Below are 16925 nucleotides of genomic sequence, written 5' to 3' on the forward strand. Positions count from 1 at the left end.
AGAAAGACACAGGATAACCTATCAAGCTTTGAAGGGGTGTGTTAATCTTTTCTATTTCATTCTGAAACGCTCACAGTCGTCTTTTTTTCCTTCCACCGATTGTGGCTCCAAAGGTAAAGCGCAGGATTTTCGCGGATGTTGGCTTCCATTCTTCGGACAAATTCGTCGGTGATGCTGTGTTCTGCGTCGGTGTCGTAGGGTGGTGAAGAAAGAGGTTGGTAGGTGAATACATAATGTCCGCGTTTGGGTTTAGCGGCATGGGAATAGATGACAGTATGTCCAAAGCGTTTGGCCAGTTTTTCGGCGCCTTCAAAAAAAGCCGTTTCCCGATGCAGGAAGGGCGTCCAGTACCGAATTTCTGATTTGCTGGGCCTTTGGTCCGCCGCCAACACGATCAATCTTGGCTGATCCCTTTTTCTCAAATAATCCCTTTGGAAACTTGCCCTTTCCACCAATCCGCCTCCAAATCTACTTCGAATCGTTTTCATGAGGTTTTCGAAAAATGGGCTGTTTACTTTCAGGTAAACCACATCGACCTTGGTGCTGATATTGGCCATCATGTGCTGGAGGTGAAGTTCCCAGTTGAAGAAATGTCCGGTCACACCCACTACTACTTGGTTTTTTTCAATCTGGGACAGGGCGAGTTCATAATTGACGATCTGCACTCTTTTGGCCAGTTCCTCTTTGGAGATGGTGTACATCTTGATGGTTTCCGCAAAAGAATCGGTCAGGTTTCTGAAAAATTCCTTTTCGATTTTTCTTCTTTCTTCTGCTGATTTTTCGGGAAAGGCATGCAGCAGATTTTGGCGAATCACTTTTTTCCTGTAACCCAAGAGGTGATATCCGATCAGATACAGCACATCTGAAAAAATATAAAGTACGGAAAGGGGCAAAAGGGAAATCAGTTTTATGGCAAACATCGGGCGTGGCTTATCTTTTAGGAGCGTATCAAACAGGTGTCAAAACGTCCAGCAAGCTTCAAAATAAGTCAAAACCATTGACTTTATTTAAAATAATTAGTTATAATTTCCATCATTGATTACTTTTGAAGCCTATGTCTGAAGTACAGCGAAAAAAATATTCCGATCAGGAAAAGAACGAGATTTTTGACCAGGAATTTATGCCCCACATAGATTCCATGTACAATTTTGGGTACAGGCTTACTTTTGATGAGGACGACGCCAAAGACCTTGTGCAGGATACTTATCTGAAAGCCTTCCGTTTTATCAATTCCTTCGAGCAGGGCACCAATGCCAAGGCTTGGTTGTTCAGGATATTGAAGAACAGCTTTATCAACGATTACCGGAAAAAAAGTAAGCAGCCGACGAAGATTGATTATCAGGAAGTTGAAACTTATTACAACTCGGATGATGTTGACTATGGTATGACCACCGACTTGAGGGTGGAATCCGTCAAGGACATGCTGGGAGATGAAATCTCCAACGCACTCAATAGTCTGGCAGTAGATTTTAGGACCGTGATCATTCTTTGTGACCTTGAAGGATTTACCTACGAAGAAATGGCCAAAATATTGGATATTCCTATCGGTACCGTAAGGTCACGATTGCATCGTGCTAGGAACTTACTGAAAGAGAAATTGCGTTCTTATGCCCAGAACATGGGATATGATACTGACCAGGAAGATTGAATTGAGCGAAAACGGGCTTTTTAACGAAAGGTTTGTGAGTATAAATTAGCATTGCATTGACTAAAACAGATTAAAGCATAAGATGGATAAAAATTTAGAATCATCTGGAGAAAGGAAATTGAGATGTTCCGACGAGAGTAAATGCTTCCAGTTACTGGAAAGCATTTTGGATGGGGAGAATAGTCAAGACTCCAAGGAGATCCTGAAGGAAAAACTGGACAAATGCCAGCCTTGTTTTGAACACTACCACCTGGAGCAAGCCATTCGCGATGTGCTCAAGACAAAATGCACCAAACAACTCGTGCCTAGTGAATTGGCCGACAGTATCAGGCAAAAAATAAAAGAGATAGAATAGTCGGTATGCCAACAGGAAAAGCAATAATTTTTTCGGCCCCATCTGGATCGGGGAAAACCACCATCGTCAAACATCTGATTTCCAAAATCCCAAATTTGGGATTTTCTATTTCGGCTTGTACCAGGGACAAAAGAGGGAGATCTGAGCAAAACGGGAAGGATTATTATTTTTTGAGCCCCGAAGAATTCAAATCCAAAATCGATCAACAAGAATTTATCGAGTGGCAGGAAGTCTATGAAGGCAATTTCTATGGCACCCTGAAAGAGGAAATCCAACGCATTTGGGACAGTGGGCGCCATGTCATCTTCGACGTGGATGTCAAAGGAGGGCTCAATCTCAAAAAATATTTTGGCGACAAAGCGCTTGCCGTCTACGTGAAAGTCCCTTCCATGGAAGCCCTCACCGAAAGGTTGAAGGACCGGGGCACGGAGACTGATGAGAGTTTGTCGCGAAGATTGTACAAGGCAAAGTTCGAGATGACCTTTGAGGATCAATTTGATGTTTCCATCCTCAATGACGACATGCAGAAATCATTTGCGGAAGCAGAAAAACTTGTTTCGGAATTTATATCCAAATAACTGTTTTGAAAATAGGCTTGTTTTTCGGATCTTTTAATCCCATACACATCGGCCATTTGATCATTGCCAATATCATGCAGGATCAGACGGATTTGGATGAAGTCTGGTTTGTGGTCAGTCCACAAAATCCCTTTAAAAAACAACAATCGTTATTACACGAATTTGATCGGCTTAGGATGGTAGAGCTCGCCATCGCCGATCATTTTCATTTTAGGGCCACGGATGTGGAATTCCACATGCCACGCCCGAGCTACACGATAGATACGCTCACACTGCTTTCCGAAAAATTCCCCAACCATACCTTCAAGCTGATCGTGGGCGGGGACAATCTGACGCATTTCCACAAATGGAAAAACCATGAGGTAATCTTGGCCGAATATGGGCTGTATGTCTATCCTAGACCTGGAGAAAACCCCTCATTTGATCATCCCAATGTACACTTTGTGGAGGCGCCTTTGATGGATATCTCTGCCACTTTTATCCGAAATGCGGTCAAGACCGGGCATTCGGTGAAGTACCTGCTTCCGGATGCTGTGGAGGGGTATATCATGGATAGAAAATTGTTTGTTTGAGGGTTTTTCCGCGTCCCGCCTCGACAGGGAAATGCTTTTTTTATTGTGGCTTGAGGCAAGGCATTTTCAAATCTATCTTTTTTCCGAAATTCAATTTTTAGGAAATAGAATTCCTTCCATTTTGTTAGGACAAAAAAATACCGGCCCGAAATTGGATTTCGAGCCGGCAAAATCTTGGTTGATGAACCTTAGGAGACTTTGATTTCCTTTGTGATTTTGGGTTTTCCCACATCTTTTTTCGGGATGTGGAGTTGAAGGATGCCATTTTCGTACTTGGCATCGATCTTTTCCTCGCGGATATTCTCAGGAAGGGAGAAGGAGCGCTCTATGGAAGTGTAGGAAAATTCCCTGTGGGTATAATCCTTTTGGGTTTCCTCTTCCTTGTGTTCCTTTTCGGCATGAACGGTTACCATTCCTTCTGAAAACTCCACCTTGAAATCCTTCTTCTCAAATCCCGGCGCCACGATGTCCACCATGTATTCCTTTTCGGTTTCCCTCACATTCAACGAAGGTACATCAAAATTCCTGTCAGTGTCCCAAAGTCTTCTTTCCAAATCCATCATTGACTTGCCCAACAGTCTCTCTGGGTTCAGCAGCTCGGGAAAAATGCTTGAAAATGGGCTTGATCCTCTTCTCATTAAAGTTGTCATAATAAATTGGTTTTAAGTTTAATAATTAAATTTATATCTTGACAAATATAGTAAAATATAAAAATTCAAAGAATAATTTATCTCGTAAATTCAAATAATTATGAGTGTGATTTCATGAAAAAAACATTATCCCGAAAGGAGAATCACTCTGTTTTTAAGCCGTTTTTATTACTGGATTTTTGATGAGAATTGTAATTGAAAAAAAATCAGACTGTTTGGTGAATAACGAAAAGCACCGATTCGGTGAAATCAAAAACAGGACACAACGAATTGATCAATAAACAATTTTAAGCTGGAATAGAATTGCGGATACTCAGGTTTAATATTGAAAAGCAATATTGGAGGAGATTTAAAATCAAGATCCTTTGGAAAATCAACGCAAATGTTCCAACCGATATTTTTCTCCCCCAGTTTTTTCGATATGCTGAATAAGGGAATTGATTTGCTCCCTGTCCAGTGAATTTTTGAGCGCAGCATCTGCACATTGGATACAGCTCTGGACAGTCTTCAGCAAAGGTTCGGTAAACTTGCCGTCATTTCTGTCCGCAAACACCATGTTTTTTAACACTTCCAAAAGCTTCACCATCACCAAAACATCTTTCTTTCCAAACTCCCGAATTGGAATCAGGTTTTGAAAGATCAACTCTTCCAATTTTACAGGAGAATGAAAAATCCTGGCCTTACCATCTTTCCCCGATACCACCAAAGACTCATGGATCGCCATCAGTCGGATAAACAGCACCGAAAGTAGATCGAGGGCTTTGATGGCTGTTCCGGGATCATTGATGCCCGGACTTAGGGCCTTCGTGGCGATTTCAGATACCTGTTTGAAACCGAACATGTAATGGTCTTCTACCTCGTCGTCGAAGTAAAATGTAAAACAACCCATGATTTCAGCATTGACTGTTTCTGGAAGTTTTTGACCTGCATTGACCTTCAAAAAAGGATATCCTTCGACTAAAAATTGGCCGATAGGACTGCAGATGGAAAGTTGAAAATCATGTTTGTCTGCCAATAATATTAAGTCTTCTTCATTCACCTTCTTGAGATAACCTGCCCGTTTTGTGCAAATATCCAACCAGGCATTACCTTGATCAGGAATTTGGATTTCCTGTTGGGGTTCTTTTTGATCGCGTAGGCCAATTTGATGGAGGGTGCTTTTAAAAATATTATGCAAAATGGTTTCTAGTTGGATCGATTTGGAAATCGAATGAATAAAATAAATGAAAAGCGTCAAGCTGGTAATGCCAAATGCCATAGCGAACAATATGCCCAAGGATGGGATTTTATACTCTCCCTCGGCTTGGAAATTAATGATCATGATCAGTGAAAAAAGGATCGTGGCCAAATAAAACCCCAAAATGATCTGGTGAGGCTTGTTGCTGATCAATCCCGGCAAAACCCTAGGGGAAAGACTTGATGAGGCTTGGCTCAACACGATCATCACCATGGAAAAGCTAAAGACCATCAGGGAAATCGTGCTGGCAACCAAAGTTCCCAGGATCAATCTCCCGTTATCAAGACTTCCAATCAAGAGGAAACCGATCTTCTCCTTTAAATCCAGCACCCATGGTTCATATTCTACCGATGCAACCAAAAAAGACAATGCAAGTCCACAAAAAGCAAACAATGTCGGGATAAAAGCGATGCTGGAGGTAGTTCTGTGGAGAGAAATCTTAAGCGTATACCAAATATTCTTCATGCTATTGATTTTTGGGAAAAAGATAGCTCAAGTTAAACCTAAAAATTGAAGACAGGAAAAAGAAAGCTTTTCGATTTGTTTTTCCAGATGCGGCGATAGTGTAGAGATGGATTACAGAAAAGGGATTTTCCTTTCATTTTCGGCTATTTCCTTTGGGATGTCTTTTTGAGAGCCTAAAACTGCCTAGCGTCGGAGTGGGATCAAATGAAAAAAATGCAGCAAGGATTTATTCCTCTGTTACAAAAAAATCTGGAGTCGAAGCGGCAAAGAAAACAATTGTCATGAAGGATTGACCTCAAAAATCACGCTCTTGTATTGTCAAAAAAATAGCTAAAACCCCTACCTCAGCAAATAAAAACCCTTGATTCAAAATTGATTTTGAATCAGGGGTTTTTATTTGGACGTTTAGATAAATCAAATGTGCTTTTCTTTTCCTTGTGCGATTTCGTAAAGCAGTTCGCGGGACCGGTGGAGCTGGGCCTTTACGGTTCCGAGTGGCTTTTCCAGTTCCTGGGCAATTTCCTCGTAGGAAAGTTCGTCGAAATAACGGAGTTGCACCAGTTTTCTGTATTTGGCAGGAAGCTTGTCCACAAAGATTCTGACCATTTCCTTTCTCTGCGACTTGATGAATTCATCCTGGGGATTGTTGTCGTCGTCTTCGATATCGATGGTCACGGCATTTCCACCATCATCGCTCAGCGTAGTATTGAGGCTCATGGTTTTCAGCCTTTTTTTACGGATAAAATCAATGGTATTGTTCGTGGCGATCCGGAACAGCCAAGTACTGAAGGTAAAGTCTTTCTTGAATTTGTGGAGGTTTCGAAAAGCCTTGGCAAAGGCTTCCATAGTCAGGTCTTCGGCATCATCGGCATCCCGGATCATTTTTAAAATCATGAAAAAAACCGCCTTTTTGTAGCGCTTCATCAATGCCGCATAAGCCTGCTGGTCATTTTGATCCACGGCGCGGTCGATCAAATCAAAATCCTCTAATGCCTTGTCCGAAAAACCTCTCTTGCTTACTTCCATTTAACCTTTTTTGACTGGTACCCCATCGTGCCAATTATCCAAAAATACCCCAAATACATGAAATCGAAAAACATCGTCCCGAAGACTTTGCTTTCGCCTTCCAATTTCTTCCTTGCGGAAGTGAAGACGGATGTCAATAATATGGATCGGACAACCATAATACCGATAATAATGGAAAATTGTTCCCATTTCTGTGCCAAACCTAAAAAAATCAGTAAGGAAAGTCCCACCAACCAAAATAAAAGATGGGTTGCGGAATAGACACCGATCTTGGTTTTGTCACCCGATCGGTAATATTTGCCTGCATGGAAATGTCTTCTTTTTTGGGAAAAGTAAGCTCTCCAGGTGGTTTTGGGATTGGAAAGGGTCAAGCTCTCCGGATCCACCACCACCGCGGTGTTTTGTCCGGTTGCATAGAGGTTTACAAAAAGATCATCATCCCCGCAGTCAATATGCCAAAGCCCCTTAAAGGCCTTTTTTTCCATGAAGAAGCTTTTTCTGTAGCAAAGATTTCTCCCCACGCCCATAAATGGGGCTTTCCAAAGTGCAAAAGACATGTATTGGATGCCCGTCCAGAGGGTTTCGTATTGTATCCAACGATTCAGAAATCCCTTTCCGGAATTGTATTGCGAAAAACCGAGTGAAAAGGTTTTGTTTTCCTGACGAACCGGGGCGGTCATCAATTCTATCCACTTATCCGTTTTTGGGATGCAATCTGCGTCGGTGAGCAAAAGCACATCGTTTTTGGCCACCTTGATCCCAAGGGTAAGCGCATATTTCTTGGAAGTGACATGTCCGGGCGTGTATTTGACCGTCACGGTGCGTAGCCGGGGATAGAGGGCCATCATTTTTTCCAGCAGGTTTTTGGTACCGTCGTTGGAGCGGTCATTGATGATCATGACATCAAAATTCGGGTATTTTTGGCTGCAAAGAATCGGGATGAGCTTTTTCAGGTTGTCTTTTTCATTGTGTGCGGCCACGATCACGGTAACACCCTCTGTATTTGACTTGGATGGATTCGATATTTTATTTCGATAAAAAAAAGACATACGCCCAAAAATGATCAGGATATAAAACAATTGTATGGCCAAAGCCACTAAAAATAATATCCACAGAATAACCGTTAACATGCTGAAATCTTTAGCGGGCAAATATAAAAGCAATTTCAGCATTCATTTAAGAATAAGCTTATATTTTTGTGCTTTGAATTATCAAAATACACCGAATTTCCAAGTTTTTTGGATTTGGGATCAGAAAAGCATAGATGAAGTTTCAATTAGAATTCACAGACCCTAAGAGTAAGGCCCGAGCAGGGACCATCAAAACAGACCATGGGGATATCGAAACCCCTATTTTTATGCCTGTCGGTACCGCGGGATCGGTGAAGGCCGTTCATCAGCGGGAACTTACCTACGATGTCAAGGCTCAGATCATTTTGGGCAATACTTATCATCTTTACCTCCGTCCGGGATTGGATATCTTGGAAAGGGCGGGCGGATTGCACAAGTTCAATGGCTGGTCCAAGCCCATCCTGACCGACAGTGGCGGATATCAGGTGTTTTCACTCTCCGGAACGAATAAGATCACCGAAAAAGGAGTGATTTTCAAATCCCATATCGACGGCTCCAAACATATTTTCTCTCCGGAAAATGTCATGGACATCCAGCGGGTGATCGGTGCGGACATCATCATGGCTTTTGATGAATGTACCCCTTATCCCTGCGAATATGTGTATGCGCAAAATTCCATGCACATGACCCATCGCTGGCTGGAGCGCTGCATCGCGCAATTTGACAGTACCGAAGGAAAGTACGGCTACAGCCAAACCCTTTTCCCGATTGTCCAAGGTTCTGTTTACAAGGATCTTCGCGTCCAGTCTGCGGAATTTATCGCCTCATGTGGCCGTGAAGGGAATGCCATCGGCGGTTTGTCGGTAGGCGAACCTGCGGAGATGATGTACGAAATGACCGAATTGGTCACGGACATTTTGCCAAAGGATAAGCCAAGATACCTGATGGGTGTTGGTACACCTGCCAATATCCTCGAGTGCATCGCATTGGGCGTAGACATGTTCGATTGTGTGATGCCCACTCGGAATGCCAGAAATGGAATGCTCTTCACCACCGAAGGAATTATCAACATTAGAAATGAAAAATGGAAAGATGACTTCAGTGCGATAGACCTAGGTATCGATTCATACGTAAGTAGTTTTTATTCCAAGGCCTATTTGAGGCACTTGGTCATCAGCAAAGAGATATTGGGCGCACAGATTGCAAGCATTCACAATCTGAGTTTCTATCTTTGGCTAGTCGGGCAGGCTCGAGAAAAAATCAAATCGGGAGAATTTTCCAGCTGGAAAAATGTGATGGTCGAAAAAGTAAGCAGAAGACTGTAACCATGAAAATACTGGACAAACTCATTATCAAGGATTTCATCAAGACCTACTTTTTTGTGGTCCTGATGCTGATATTGGTTGTCCTGGTATTGGATTTTACAGAAAAAAACGATGCCTTTATCAGAAATAAAGTTCCGGCAGTTGATATTCTAATTTACCTGGGAAACTACGGGCTTTACCTCAATAACCTGCTGACGCCGATCACCGTCTTCATCTCGGTTATTTTCATTACTTCCAAAATGGCAGGAAGAACAGAGATCATCGCCATTCTCAGCAGTGGTGTGAGCTTTGTGCGCTTGCTGGTGCCGTTTATCGCAGGAGCCTCCATGATCGGGCTTGCCAGTTTCTTCCTCAATGGATGGGTGCTGCCAGTGGCCACAGCAGGGGTGACGGAATTCAAGACTCGGTATTTGGAGGAAAACAAATTCTACAACGAACAGAATATCCACATCAAGGTGGCGCCGGATACCTACGCTTATATTTCGCGCTATTACACTTCTGGAAATACAGGTTTTAATTTCACACTGGAGCAAATCCGGGATGGGGTTTTGCTCGCCAAACTATCCGCAGACCGTATCGTCTGGGATACCGCCATCAATTCCTGGTCAGTCAAGAATTGGCGTTTGCGGGTTTTGCACGAAAAAGGGGAGGACTATACTGTGGGGGAATCCCTAGACACCCTGCTTTCCATCACGCCCGATGACTTTGATTTGCCGACAAATCACCACGAGACATTAAAATTGCCGGAACTGTCCCGACAAATCACCATCCTGGAGGATCGAGGAGCCGACAATGTCAATTTCTACAAGATCGAGAAATATGTCCGTTACATGTCTCCATTCGCGGCGATTATCCTGACTTTTATCGGTGTGATTGTTTCTTCCAAAAAATCAAGGGGAGGTTCGGGCTTTCAGATTGCCTTGGGATTTTTTCTGGCATTCATCTATATTATCTTTTTCCTGTTGTCCCGCACCTTTGCGGAAGCAGGCACGCCCTATCCCATTTTCGCGGTTTGGCTTCCCAATATCATCTTCGCCCTAGCCGGCGTTTTACTCTACAAAACCGTTCCCCGTTAACATGCAGGACAGCGCTTCTACAGTGAAGGATTATGCAATGCTTCATTTCATTGTCCTGATTTGGGGCTTCACAGCCATTTTGGGGCTGTTGATCAGTATACCTTCGGTAGAAATCGTGTTTTTCAGGACTTTGATTTCCACGCTGGCTTTGGGGCTTATCTTTTGGTGGAAAAAGAGCAAGATCCGAATTCCCCCAAAAGAATTGGGTAAAATACTGGGGACAGGATTTTTGATCTCCCTGCATTGGATTTTGTTTTTCTGGGCGGCGCGGGTCTCTACGGCTTCGGTCTGTTTGGCAGGAATGGCCACCACTTCCCTCTGGACGGCTTTTATCGACCCTATGATCAATAAATCCAAGGTGAAATGGTTTGAGGTTTTCCTCGGTATGATGGTGATTTCAGGTTTGTATGTGATTTTTAGCTTTGAAGGAGGCTATTGGTTGGGCTTGGGAATGGCTGTCTGCTCGGCATTGATCGGGGCACTTTTTACAGTCATCAATGGTAGATTGACCAAAAGACACAGCCCCTATGTCCTGACTTTCTATGAAATGATGGGCGCCTGTATTTTCTCCTTGCTTTTTATGCCGTTTTATGCGGCTTTCTTCACGGAAACAGGTCTTCAACTTGTTCCCACGGCCATGGATTGGCTTTGGCTGTTGATATTGAGCATAGTTTGTACAGTCTATGCCTTTTCGGTGTCGGTGGAGCTGATGCGCAGATTGACCGCGTTTGCCGTCAACCTGACTGTCAATCTGGAGCCTGTTTACGGGATTATTTTAGCGGTATTGGTTTTTGGAGAAAAGGAAAAAATGACCCCTGGGTTCTATTTGGGCACAATGATCATCTTGTTTTCTGTTTGTCTTTACCCCGTTTTCAATTACTTCAACAGGAGAAGGAATGCCAAAAAAGAAAAAACTTTGGGGATTTAAATCTCTTAGATTTAACCCGAATTCTAAGACAGCGGAAAAGTAACGTAAAGCATCTAACTTGATTAAGTTAGATGGAATATGCAATAGGTTTCCAGATAGGATTGAAACTGAAAGAAAATCAGCCTATTGGGAGAATAATTCCTGACACCAATAGGATGACATCAAAAGTAGTCAACATCCAATTGATTGTCTGTCAATTACAATATTGAGTTGAGTCCGTAATGTATAAAACGGGTTTACTGCATGTTCCAAATTACCATAGCCCATTGATTAATTTAGGGGTAAATTATACTTCTTTTCTACTTAAAATACCCTGCTAAAAAGTGGTGAGATCTTTAAGTGTGCTGAGTGTATGGTCAAGTTCTTCTTTAGAAATTTCGCCAATTTTTTCAACCAGACGTTCTTTTGAAATAGAACGGATGTGAAAGACAAGCATCTCCTAGGTGGATTTTAAATTATTGCGGGTATTTGGTTCCAATATTGGGTTCCCCGCATATTTCTTGATTTTAGATGTCAAGGGAACAGCAATCACTATTTTTAAATGCATGTTCAACAAGTTGCCACTGATAATTACAACTGGGCGTAAGCCAGCCTGTTTAGATGCGATTGTAGGATTGAGGTCAGCATACCAAATATCACCTTGCTTCGTCATCAAGCTGCTTTAAGTAATCCCCGATTCCTTCTTTAGCCATCAGCGTCATGTCTTCATCCTCACCAGCTTGGCGAAATGATTTGACATATTCGGATCTCCTGAGATGATCTAAATAAATCCTTAAGGCGTTTTCAATTAATTTATTTTTAGGTAAAGACAATTTTTTTGCCTGTTCACCTAGCATTTTTTAATAGATCGTCTGGTAGTGAGCTCGTGAAAGTTGCCATACTTTGTCTCTTTATTTAAAAAAAATAAATACAATTTATATTTACAAAATAAACAGGATTTGAGAATCTTTTACATTTCCGCCCCAAATACAAAATAACCCTCTTTCCATTCTACCGATTCGGGTTTTGAATCAAACAGCCCAAAAACCGTCGCCCCTGAACCAGACATGGCTGCATAGAAGGCCCCCAAATCATAGAGTCGGTCTTTGATCTGGGCGATTTCCGGATATTTAGGGAAAATGCTGGCCTCAAAATCATTCACCAAATGCGCTTTCCAAATGCTTTGGTCCGCAAGAATATTTTTGAGATTGCCCAAAGGCTTTTTTGGGGAAATGCCGCTGTAGGCATCTTTGGTGGAAATGTGGATCTGTGGATTGATCAAGACGAGGTATTTCCCTTTCAGGTCAACGGAAACAGGCTCCAAGATTTCGCCTCTGCCAGTGGCGATTTTTGGAGTGTTTTCGATGAAAAATGGACAGTCGCTTCCCAATTGCGCGGCATAGTCTTCCAAAAACCAATCTTCGAGATGCAGGTCAAAAAGGTTGTTCATCAACTTGAGTGCAAAGGCAGCATCGGCAGATCCGCCTCCCAATCCAGCGCCGATGGGAATGTTTTTGTGCAGGTGAATATTCAGGTTTGGCAGGTCGTTGAAATCCTTTCTGAGCAATTTGAATGCTTTCAAAATCAAGTTGTCCTTGTCGACTCCAGGTATGGGTAGGCCGGTGCTGGTGAAGACGGTCTTGTTGTCCAATATCATTTCCAACGCTTCGAAGAGCGGAATGGGTACCATGCAGGTTTCTAGTTCATGGTAGCCATCTTTCCTTTTGGCGGTCACATGGAGGCCAAGGTTTATCTTGGCATTTGGGAAACTGATCATATCGGGAGTTTCAAAATTGAAATGCAAAGATAAGCGCTAAACCCGTTTTATGCATGAGGAATGTTATTCAAGACTGTAAATGTTTGATAAACATTCCAGGGCTGACGTTTCTTTACCTTTTCCTGTTGGGATTAGGTATTTTCTGCGTAATGGCCTGATCTTCTATCAGTTTTACCAATCAAAGAAACCTCGATACAGATTTTGGGCTAAACTGAAAACTGGATCAATTCGCCGGAAAACCCGATCCGTCCCCACTTTGTGTTTGAAGGAAACAAGGTGAATCAAATGCAAATTTTGGGACATCATTTGAATAATTCATTTGGCTTTGCATGATTGGTTTCAAAAGGATCATTTTATGTTATATTTATCAAAATACACTTTTTGTTATTGAATAGAAGGTATATGTATTTTTTACTTGAAAAAAAATCAAAAAAATAAACATTTGATTAGGGGGTGAAGAATTCAATACAAAATTTTGAATTTTTGATCAAACCCAATTTTCATCAATAACTTATTCTGTTTATATTGATTTGGCTGTGTTAAAATTTTTCAAAAATATTTAAACACCTTGTTTTAAATTCTTAATTGGATAAAAAAAAGAAATTAAATATTGTAAGTGTGGAAATAGAGCTTTAATATTGTATCATCATAAACAAAGAAAAAAAAGAACCACAACCACATGTTGAAAATAGTCACTCCTCTAAGCATTATTATTCTCATTGATATAAAGTAATGAGGCGCTAGGCTATTTAGACAAACATCCATATAATGCTAGGTGCCTCAGATGATGAGGCACTTTTTTTTATAACCCATTAAACCGACGAACGCATCACCATGAGTCTAAAAAAATACAGTTGGGAGATCAGTGACAATGAAGAACATCCGGCAGGGAAAGCCATGCTTTACGCCACCGGAATGAGTGATAAAAAGATGAAACAGCCTTTTGTAGGGGTAGCCAGTTGTGGCTATGAAAGTAACCCCTGCAATATGCACCTGAATGACTTTGCCGGTCTGATCAAAGAAGCCTCTTCGGCGCATGATCTGACCGGTTTGGTTTTTAATACCATCGGGATTTCTGACGGTATCTCGATGGGAACGGACGGAATGCGCTATTCCCTCGTATCCCGAGAGATCATCGCGGACTCTATCGAATCCTTTATTTCGGGACATTCCTTTGATGCCTGCATTGCGGTGGCCGGTTGTGATAAAAACATGCCGGGTGCCATCATGGGGATGCTTAGGATCAACAGACCCTCGATCATGGTCTATGGCGGCACCATTCGTTCCGGAAATTATAAAGGCGAAAAACTGAATATCGTATCCGCTTTTGAAGCCTATGGAAAAAGGATCAAAGGTGAGCTCAGTGACCAAGATTATCAAGGTGTGATCCAAAATGCATGCCCGGGAGCTGGAGCCTGTGGTGGAATGTATACTGCCAACACGATGTCCTCGGCCATTGAGGCCATGGGGATGTCATTGCCATACAGTGGGTCTTATCCCGCAAATTCCCCGGAGAAAATTCAGGAATGTAGGGATGTCTCCAAGTACATGAAGATCCTTTTGGAAAAAGACTTAAAACCAAAAGATATCATTACCCTAAAAAGTCTTGAAAATGCCGTAAGGGTAGCCGTTTCCTTGGGAGGCAGTACCAATGCGGTTTTGCATATTTTGGCTATCGCCAAGACAGCCGGTTTGGATTTTACCTTGGAGGATTTCAAAAGGATCAACCATTCCACCCCGGTTTTGGGAGATTTCAAGCCTTCAGGAAAATTTTTGATGGAAGATCTTCATGAGCAAGGAGGATTGCCGGCCTTTATGAAATACCTGTTGAACAATGGTCTCCTTCATGGAGATTGCATGACGGTGACGGGCAAAACCCTGGCGGAAAACCTTGCGGATGTTACTCCAATTGTGCCTTCCATGGTCAACGTCATTCATCCGATTGAAACACCATTACAGAAAACAGGTCACCTTTGTATCCTACATGGGAACCTTGCACCGCAAGGTTCAGTTGCCAAAATCTCCGGCAAGGAAGGGAAATCCTTCACTGGCCCAGCCAAAGTTTTCAATTCTGAACTGGAAACCAACGAGGCCATCAAAAACAAAAAAATTCAGGAAGGTGATGTCATCGTGATCCGATACATCGGCCCCAAAGGTGGGCCAGGCATGCCGGAAATGCTGAAACCCACTTCCATGATCATCGGAGCCGGACTTGGTTCCAGTTGCGCTTTGATCACCGACGGCAGATTCTCGGGAGGAACCCACGGATTTGTGGTGGGACACGTGACGCCCGAAGCCTACTTGGGCGGACCTATTGGCTTGCTTCAGGATGGGGACGTCATCACCATCGATGCCGATACCTTGGAACTCAAATGTGCGGTTTCGGAGGAAGAATTTGCAGAAAGGAAAAAACATTGGGTCAACAAAGACCTCAGCGGACTTCAGGGAACGCTCAAAAAGTACAATAAATTGGTCTCGACCGCATCAGAAGGTTGCGTTACGGATAATTAATCAATTAAACCAAATACACCATGATAAGAGGAGCGGATATCGTAGTTAGATCCCTTATTGCCGAAAATGCCGAATATATATTTGGTTATCCTGGAGGTGCCATCATGCCCGTGTATGATGCTTTATATGATTACAGTGACAGAATCAAACATGTTTTGACCCGTCATGAGCAAGGAGCAATCCATGCCGCCCAAGGATATGCGCGCGTCTCCGGCAAGGTAGGAATTGCCTTGGCCACCTCCGGTCCGGGGGCAACGAACCTGATCACTGGCATTGCCGATGCCCAGATTGACAGCACACCCTTGGTCTGTATCACGGGGCAAGTCGCAGCACATCTTTTGGGCACAGATGCTTTTCAGGAAACGGACATGGTGGGCATTTCTATGCCAGGAACCAAATGGAACATCCAGGTTAGAAGAGCGGAAGACATTGCTCCCGCCATTGCCAAAGCTTTTCATATAGCCCGATCCGGTCGTCCGGGTCCGGTATTGGTGGACATCACCAAGAATGCCCAGACAGAATTTGCCGAATTCAACTATATCCCTTGTCTCGGCATTCGTTCTTACAAGCCTTATGCGGAAGTCAATAAGGAAGCCGTTCAGCAAGCTGCAGAGTTGATCAATGCTGCAGAGCGCCCATTTATTGTCTTTGGACAAGGTGTTTTGATTGGAAAAGCCGATAAGGAATTGAAAGCCTTCGTTGACAAAACAGGGATTCCTGCAGCTTCAACACTCTTGGGTTCCGGTGCATTGTCAGAAATGAACACGCATTATGTAGGGAAATTGGGGATGCACGGCAACTATGCGCCAAATATCCTTACCAATCAATGTGACGTGCTCATCGCCGTGGGAATGCGGTTTGATGATCGGGTTACAGGGGATTTGAAGCGCTATGCCAAACAAGCAAAAGTCATCCACTTAGAACTTGATCCCGCAGAGATCGACAAAAATGTCAAATGCACAGTCCCTATTTTGGGAGATTGTCGCCAAAGTCTGGAAATGCTGATCGAAGCTGTACATGCAAACAAGCATGAAGACTGGTTGCAACGTTTCAGGGAACTGGAAAAAGAAGAGAAAAAAGTAGTGTGTGCCAATGATTTGTCGCCGACGAAAGTTGGCTTGACCATGGGTGAAGTCATTCGGTTTATCAATGAATACAAAGCCGACGATGCCATTTTGGTGACAGATGTGGGGCAGCACCAAATGATTGCCTGGAGATATTTTGACTACAAACAGCCCAGGACTCAAGTGACTTCAGGTGGATTGGGTACCATGGGATTTGCCCTTCCGGCAGCTTTGGGCGCCCAACTGCATGACTTTAACAGGCAAGTGATCTGTGTCTGTGGAGATGGAGGAATTCAAATGACGATCCAGGAATTGGGTACGATCATGCAGACCAAAGCACCTGTAAAGATTGTTTTGCTGAACAATAACTATCTCGGGATGGTCCGACAATGGCAGCAGATGTTTTTTGACAAAAGGTATTCTTTCACGGAACTCGAAAACCCTGATTTTGTCAAAATCGCGGAGGCCTATAAAATCAAAGGGAGTAAAGTAACTGGACGCGCAGAGCTCAGTGAAGCCGTAGCAGATATGTTCATTCATGACGGCCCTTACTTCCTGGAAGTAGTGGTGGAGAAAGAAGACAATGTCTTCCCGATGATTGCCACAGGATGTTCCGTAGAAGAAGTAAGATTAAGCTAAAACCAGATTTATGAACCGTTATACC

16 protein-coding genes and 1 pseudogene are annotated in these 16925 nt (G+C 43.0%); 9 read left to right on the forward strand and 8 right to left on the reverse strand.

Annotation, left to right across the window (positions count from 1 at the left end; translation table 11 throughout):
- Window positions 1-56: 56 nt before the first annotated feature.
- A complete protein-coding gene (locus tag Q7J63_RS15740) occupies window positions 57-920 on the reverse strand; it encodes a lysophospholipid acyltransferase family protein (RefSeq protein WP_304887511.1) in 864 nt (287 codons plus the stop codon).
- Window positions 921-1054: 134 nt separating this feature from the next.
- On the opposite strand from Q7J63_RS15740, the gene Q7J63_RS15745 reads away from it, so the two are divergent.
- From Q7J63_RS15745 to nadD, 4 genes are all read left to right on the forward strand, one after another.
- Entirely contained in the window at window positions 1055-1648 is a 594-nt protein-coding gene (locus tag Q7J63_RS15745) for a sigma-70 family RNA polymerase sigma factor (RefSeq protein WP_019599323.1), read from the forward strand.
- Between the two features lie 82 nt (window positions 1649-1730).
- Window positions 1731-2003, forward strand: a complete 273-nt coding sequence (locus tag Q7J63_RS15750) for a mycothiol system anti-sigma-R factor (protein WP_019599322.1) — start codon at window positions 1731-1733, stop codon at window positions 2001-2003.
- Window positions 2004-2008: 5 nt separating this feature from the next.
- Window positions 2009-2581 carry a guanylate kinase gene (gmk, locus tag Q7J63_RS15755; RefSeq protein ID WP_304887514.1) on the forward strand — a complete coding sequence of 191 codons (573 nt, stop codon included), beginning with the start codon at window positions 2009-2011 and terminating at the stop codon, window positions 2579-2581.
- A 5-nt stretch (window positions 2582-2586) separates the two neighbouring features.
- Window positions 2587-3153 (forward strand): nicotinate (nicotinamide) nucleotide adenylyltransferase, encoded by a 567-nt coding sequence (nadD, locus tag Q7J63_RS15760; protein ID WP_019599320.1) that lies wholly within the window; start codon window positions 2587-2589, stop codon window positions 3151-3153.
- A gap of 188 nt (window positions 3154-3341) precedes the next feature.
- On the opposite strand, the gene Q7J63_RS15765 is transcribed toward nadD, so the two are convergent.
- The 4 genes from Q7J63_RS15765 to Q7J63_RS15780 all read right to left on the reverse strand — a co-directional run bounded on the left by Q7J63_RS15765 (window position 3342) and on the right by Q7J63_RS15780 (window position 7661).
- Window positions 3342-3803, reverse strand: coding sequence for an Hsp20/alpha crystallin family protein (locus Q7J63_RS15765; protein WP_026333790.1), 462 nt, complete (start codon window positions 3801-3803; stop codon window positions 3342-3344).
- A gap of 373 nt (window positions 3804-4176) precedes the next feature.
- Entirely contained in the window at window positions 4177-5505 is a 1329-nt protein-coding gene (locus tag Q7J63_RS15770; RefSeq protein ID WP_304887516.1) for a DUF2254 domain-containing protein, read from the reverse strand.
- 414 nt (window positions 5506-5919) lie between these two features.
- The gene (locus tag Q7J63_RS15775) at window positions 5920-6531 is read right to left on the reverse strand and encodes an RNA polymerase sigma factor (RefSeq protein ID WP_019599314.1); all 612 of its coding nucleotides are present in this window, start codon (window positions 6529-6531) and stop codon (window positions 5920-5922) included.
- A complete protein-coding gene (locus tag Q7J63_RS15780; protein WP_026333789.1) occupies window positions 6522-7661 on the reverse strand; it encodes a glycosyltransferase in 1140 nt (379 codons plus the stop codon). The genes Q7J63_RS15775 and Q7J63_RS15780 overlap by 10 nt, the downstream gene beginning before the upstream one ends.
- 134 nt (window positions 7662-7795) lie before the next feature.
- Between Q7J63_RS15780 and tgt the strand changes: the two genes are divergently transcribed.
- Genes tgt through Q7J63_RS15795 form a run of 3 tightly spaced genes read left to right on the forward strand, consistent with a single transcriptional unit; the run spans window position 7796 to window position 10930 of the window.
- Window positions 7796-8926 carry a tRNA guanosine(34) transglycosylase Tgt gene (tgt, locus tag Q7J63_RS15785; protein ID WP_019599312.1) on the forward strand — a complete coding sequence of 377 codons (1131 nt, stop codon included), beginning with the start codon at window positions 7796-7798 and terminating at the stop codon, window positions 8924-8926.
- A 2-nt stretch (window positions 8927-8928) separates the two neighbouring features.
- The gene (locus tag Q7J63_RS15790; RefSeq protein WP_019599311.1) at window positions 8929-10002 is read left to right on the forward strand and encodes an LptF/LptG family permease; all 1074 of its coding nucleotides are present in this window, start codon (window positions 8929-8931) and stop codon (window positions 10000-10002) included.
- Window position 10003: 1 nt separating this feature from the next.
- Window positions 10004-10930, forward strand: a complete 927-nt coding sequence (locus Q7J63_RS15795; RefSeq protein WP_019599310.1) for a DMT family transporter — start codon at window positions 10004-10006, stop codon at window positions 10928-10930.
- Window positions 10931-11246: 316 nt separating this feature from the next.
- Here Q7J63_RS15795 and Q7J63_RS20895 read toward each other — a convergent pair.
- The 3 genes and pseudogenes from Q7J63_RS20895 to ispE form a co-directional block, all read right to left on the reverse strand.
- A pseudogene (locus Q7J63_RS20895) lies at window positions 11247-11582 on the reverse strand (type II toxin-antitoxin system PemK/MazF family toxin).
- A complete protein-coding gene (locus Q7J63_RS15805; protein WP_304887523.1) occupies window positions 11566-11766 on the reverse strand; it encodes a CopG family transcriptional regulator in 201 nt (66 codons plus the stop codon). Before Q7J63_RS15805 ends, Q7J63_RS20895 begins: the two are co-directional and overlap by 17 nt.
- 113 nt (window positions 11767-11879) lie before the next feature.
- Window positions 11880-12686: a 4-(cytidine 5'-diphospho)-2-C-methyl-D-erythritol kinase gene (gene ispE, locus Q7J63_RS15810; RefSeq protein ID WP_304887525.1), complete on the reverse strand. Its 807-nt coding sequence runs from the start codon at window positions 12684-12686 to the stop codon at window positions 11880-11882.
- 834 nt (window positions 12687-13520) lie between these two features.
- On the opposite strand from ispE, the gene ilvD reads away from it, so the two are divergent.
- Both ilvD and ilvB read left to right on the forward strand, forming a co-directional pair.
- Window positions 13521-15197, forward strand: coding sequence for a dihydroxy-acid dehydratase (ilvD, locus tag Q7J63_RS15815; RefSeq protein ID WP_019599306.1), 1677 nt, complete (start codon window positions 13521-13523; stop codon window positions 15195-15197).
- Window positions 15198-15217: 20 nt separating this feature from the next.
- Window positions 15218-16900 (forward strand): biosynthetic-type acetolactate synthase large subunit, encoded by a 1683-nt coding sequence (gene ilvB / locus Q7J63_RS15820; RefSeq protein ID WP_304887527.1) that lies wholly within the window; start codon window positions 15218-15220, stop codon window positions 16898-16900.
- Window positions 16901-16925: the final 25 nt, after the last annotated feature.

The organism is Rhodonellum sp. (assembly GCF_030656585.1).
Taxonomy (GTDB): domain Bacteria; phylum Bacteroidota; class Bacteroidia; order Cytophagales; family Cyclobacteriaceae; genus Rhodonellum; species Rhodonellum psychrophilum.

Excerpts from the sequence above, each read along its gene's own strand:
- Q7J63_RS15740 (WP_304887511.1), bottom strand. The coding sequence starts at position 920 with ATGTTTGCCATAAAACTGATTTCCCTTTTGCCCCTTTCCGTACTTTAT.
- Q7J63_RS15745 (WP_019599323.1), top strand. The coding sequence starts at position 1,055 with ATGTCTGAAGTACAGCGAAAAAAATATTCCGATCAGGAAAAGAACGAG.
- Q7J63_RS15750 (WP_019599322.1), top strand. The coding sequence starts at position 1,731 with ATGGATAAAAATTTAGAATCATCTGGAGAAAGGAAATTGAGATGTTCC.
- gmk (WP_304887514.1), top strand. The coding sequence starts at position 2,009 with ATGCCAACAGGAAAAGCAATAATTTTTTCGGCCCCATCTGGATCGGGG.
- Q7J63_RS15765 (WP_026333790.1), bottom strand. The coding sequence starts at position 3,803 with ATGACAACTTTAATGAGAAGAGGATCAAGCCCATTTTCAAGCATTTTT.
- Q7J63_RS15770 (WP_304887516.1), bottom strand. The coding sequence starts at position 5,505 with ATGAAGAATATTTGGTATACGCTTAAGATTTCTCTCCACAGAACTACC.
- Q7J63_RS15775 (WP_019599314.1), bottom strand. The coding sequence starts at position 6,531 with ATGGAAGTAAGCAAGAGAGGTTTTTCGGACAAGGCATTAGAGGATTTT.
- Q7J63_RS15780 (WP_026333789.1), bottom strand. The coding sequence starts at position 7,661 with ATGTTAACGGTTATTCTGTGGATATTATTTTTAGTGGCTTTGGCCATA.
- tgt (WP_019599312.1), top strand. The coding sequence starts at position 7,796 with ATGAAGTTTCAATTAGAATTCACAGACCCTAAGAGTAAGGCCCGAGCA.
- Q7J63_RS15790 (WP_019599311.1), top strand. The coding sequence starts at position 8,929 with ATGAAAATACTGGACAAACTCATTATCAAGGATTTCATCAAGACCTAC.
- Q7J63_RS15795 (WP_019599310.1), top strand. The coding sequence starts at position 10,004 with ATGCAGGACAGCGCTTCTACAGTGAAGGATTATGCAATGCTTCATTTC.
- Q7J63_RS15805 (WP_304887523.1), bottom strand. The coding sequence starts at position 11,766 with ATGCTAGGTGAACAGGCAAAAAAATTGTCTTTACCTAAAAATAAATTA.
- ispE (WP_304887525.1), bottom strand. The coding sequence starts at position 12,686 with ATGATCAGTTTCCCAAATGCCAAGATAAACCTTGGCCTCCATGTGACC.
- ilvD (WP_019599306.1), top strand. The coding sequence starts at position 13,521 with ATGAGTCTAAAAAAATACAGTTGGGAGATCAGTGACAATGAAGAACAT.
- ilvB (WP_304887527.1), top strand. The coding sequence starts at position 15,218 with ATGATAAGAGGAGCGGATATCGTAGTTAGATCCCTTATTGCCGAAAAT.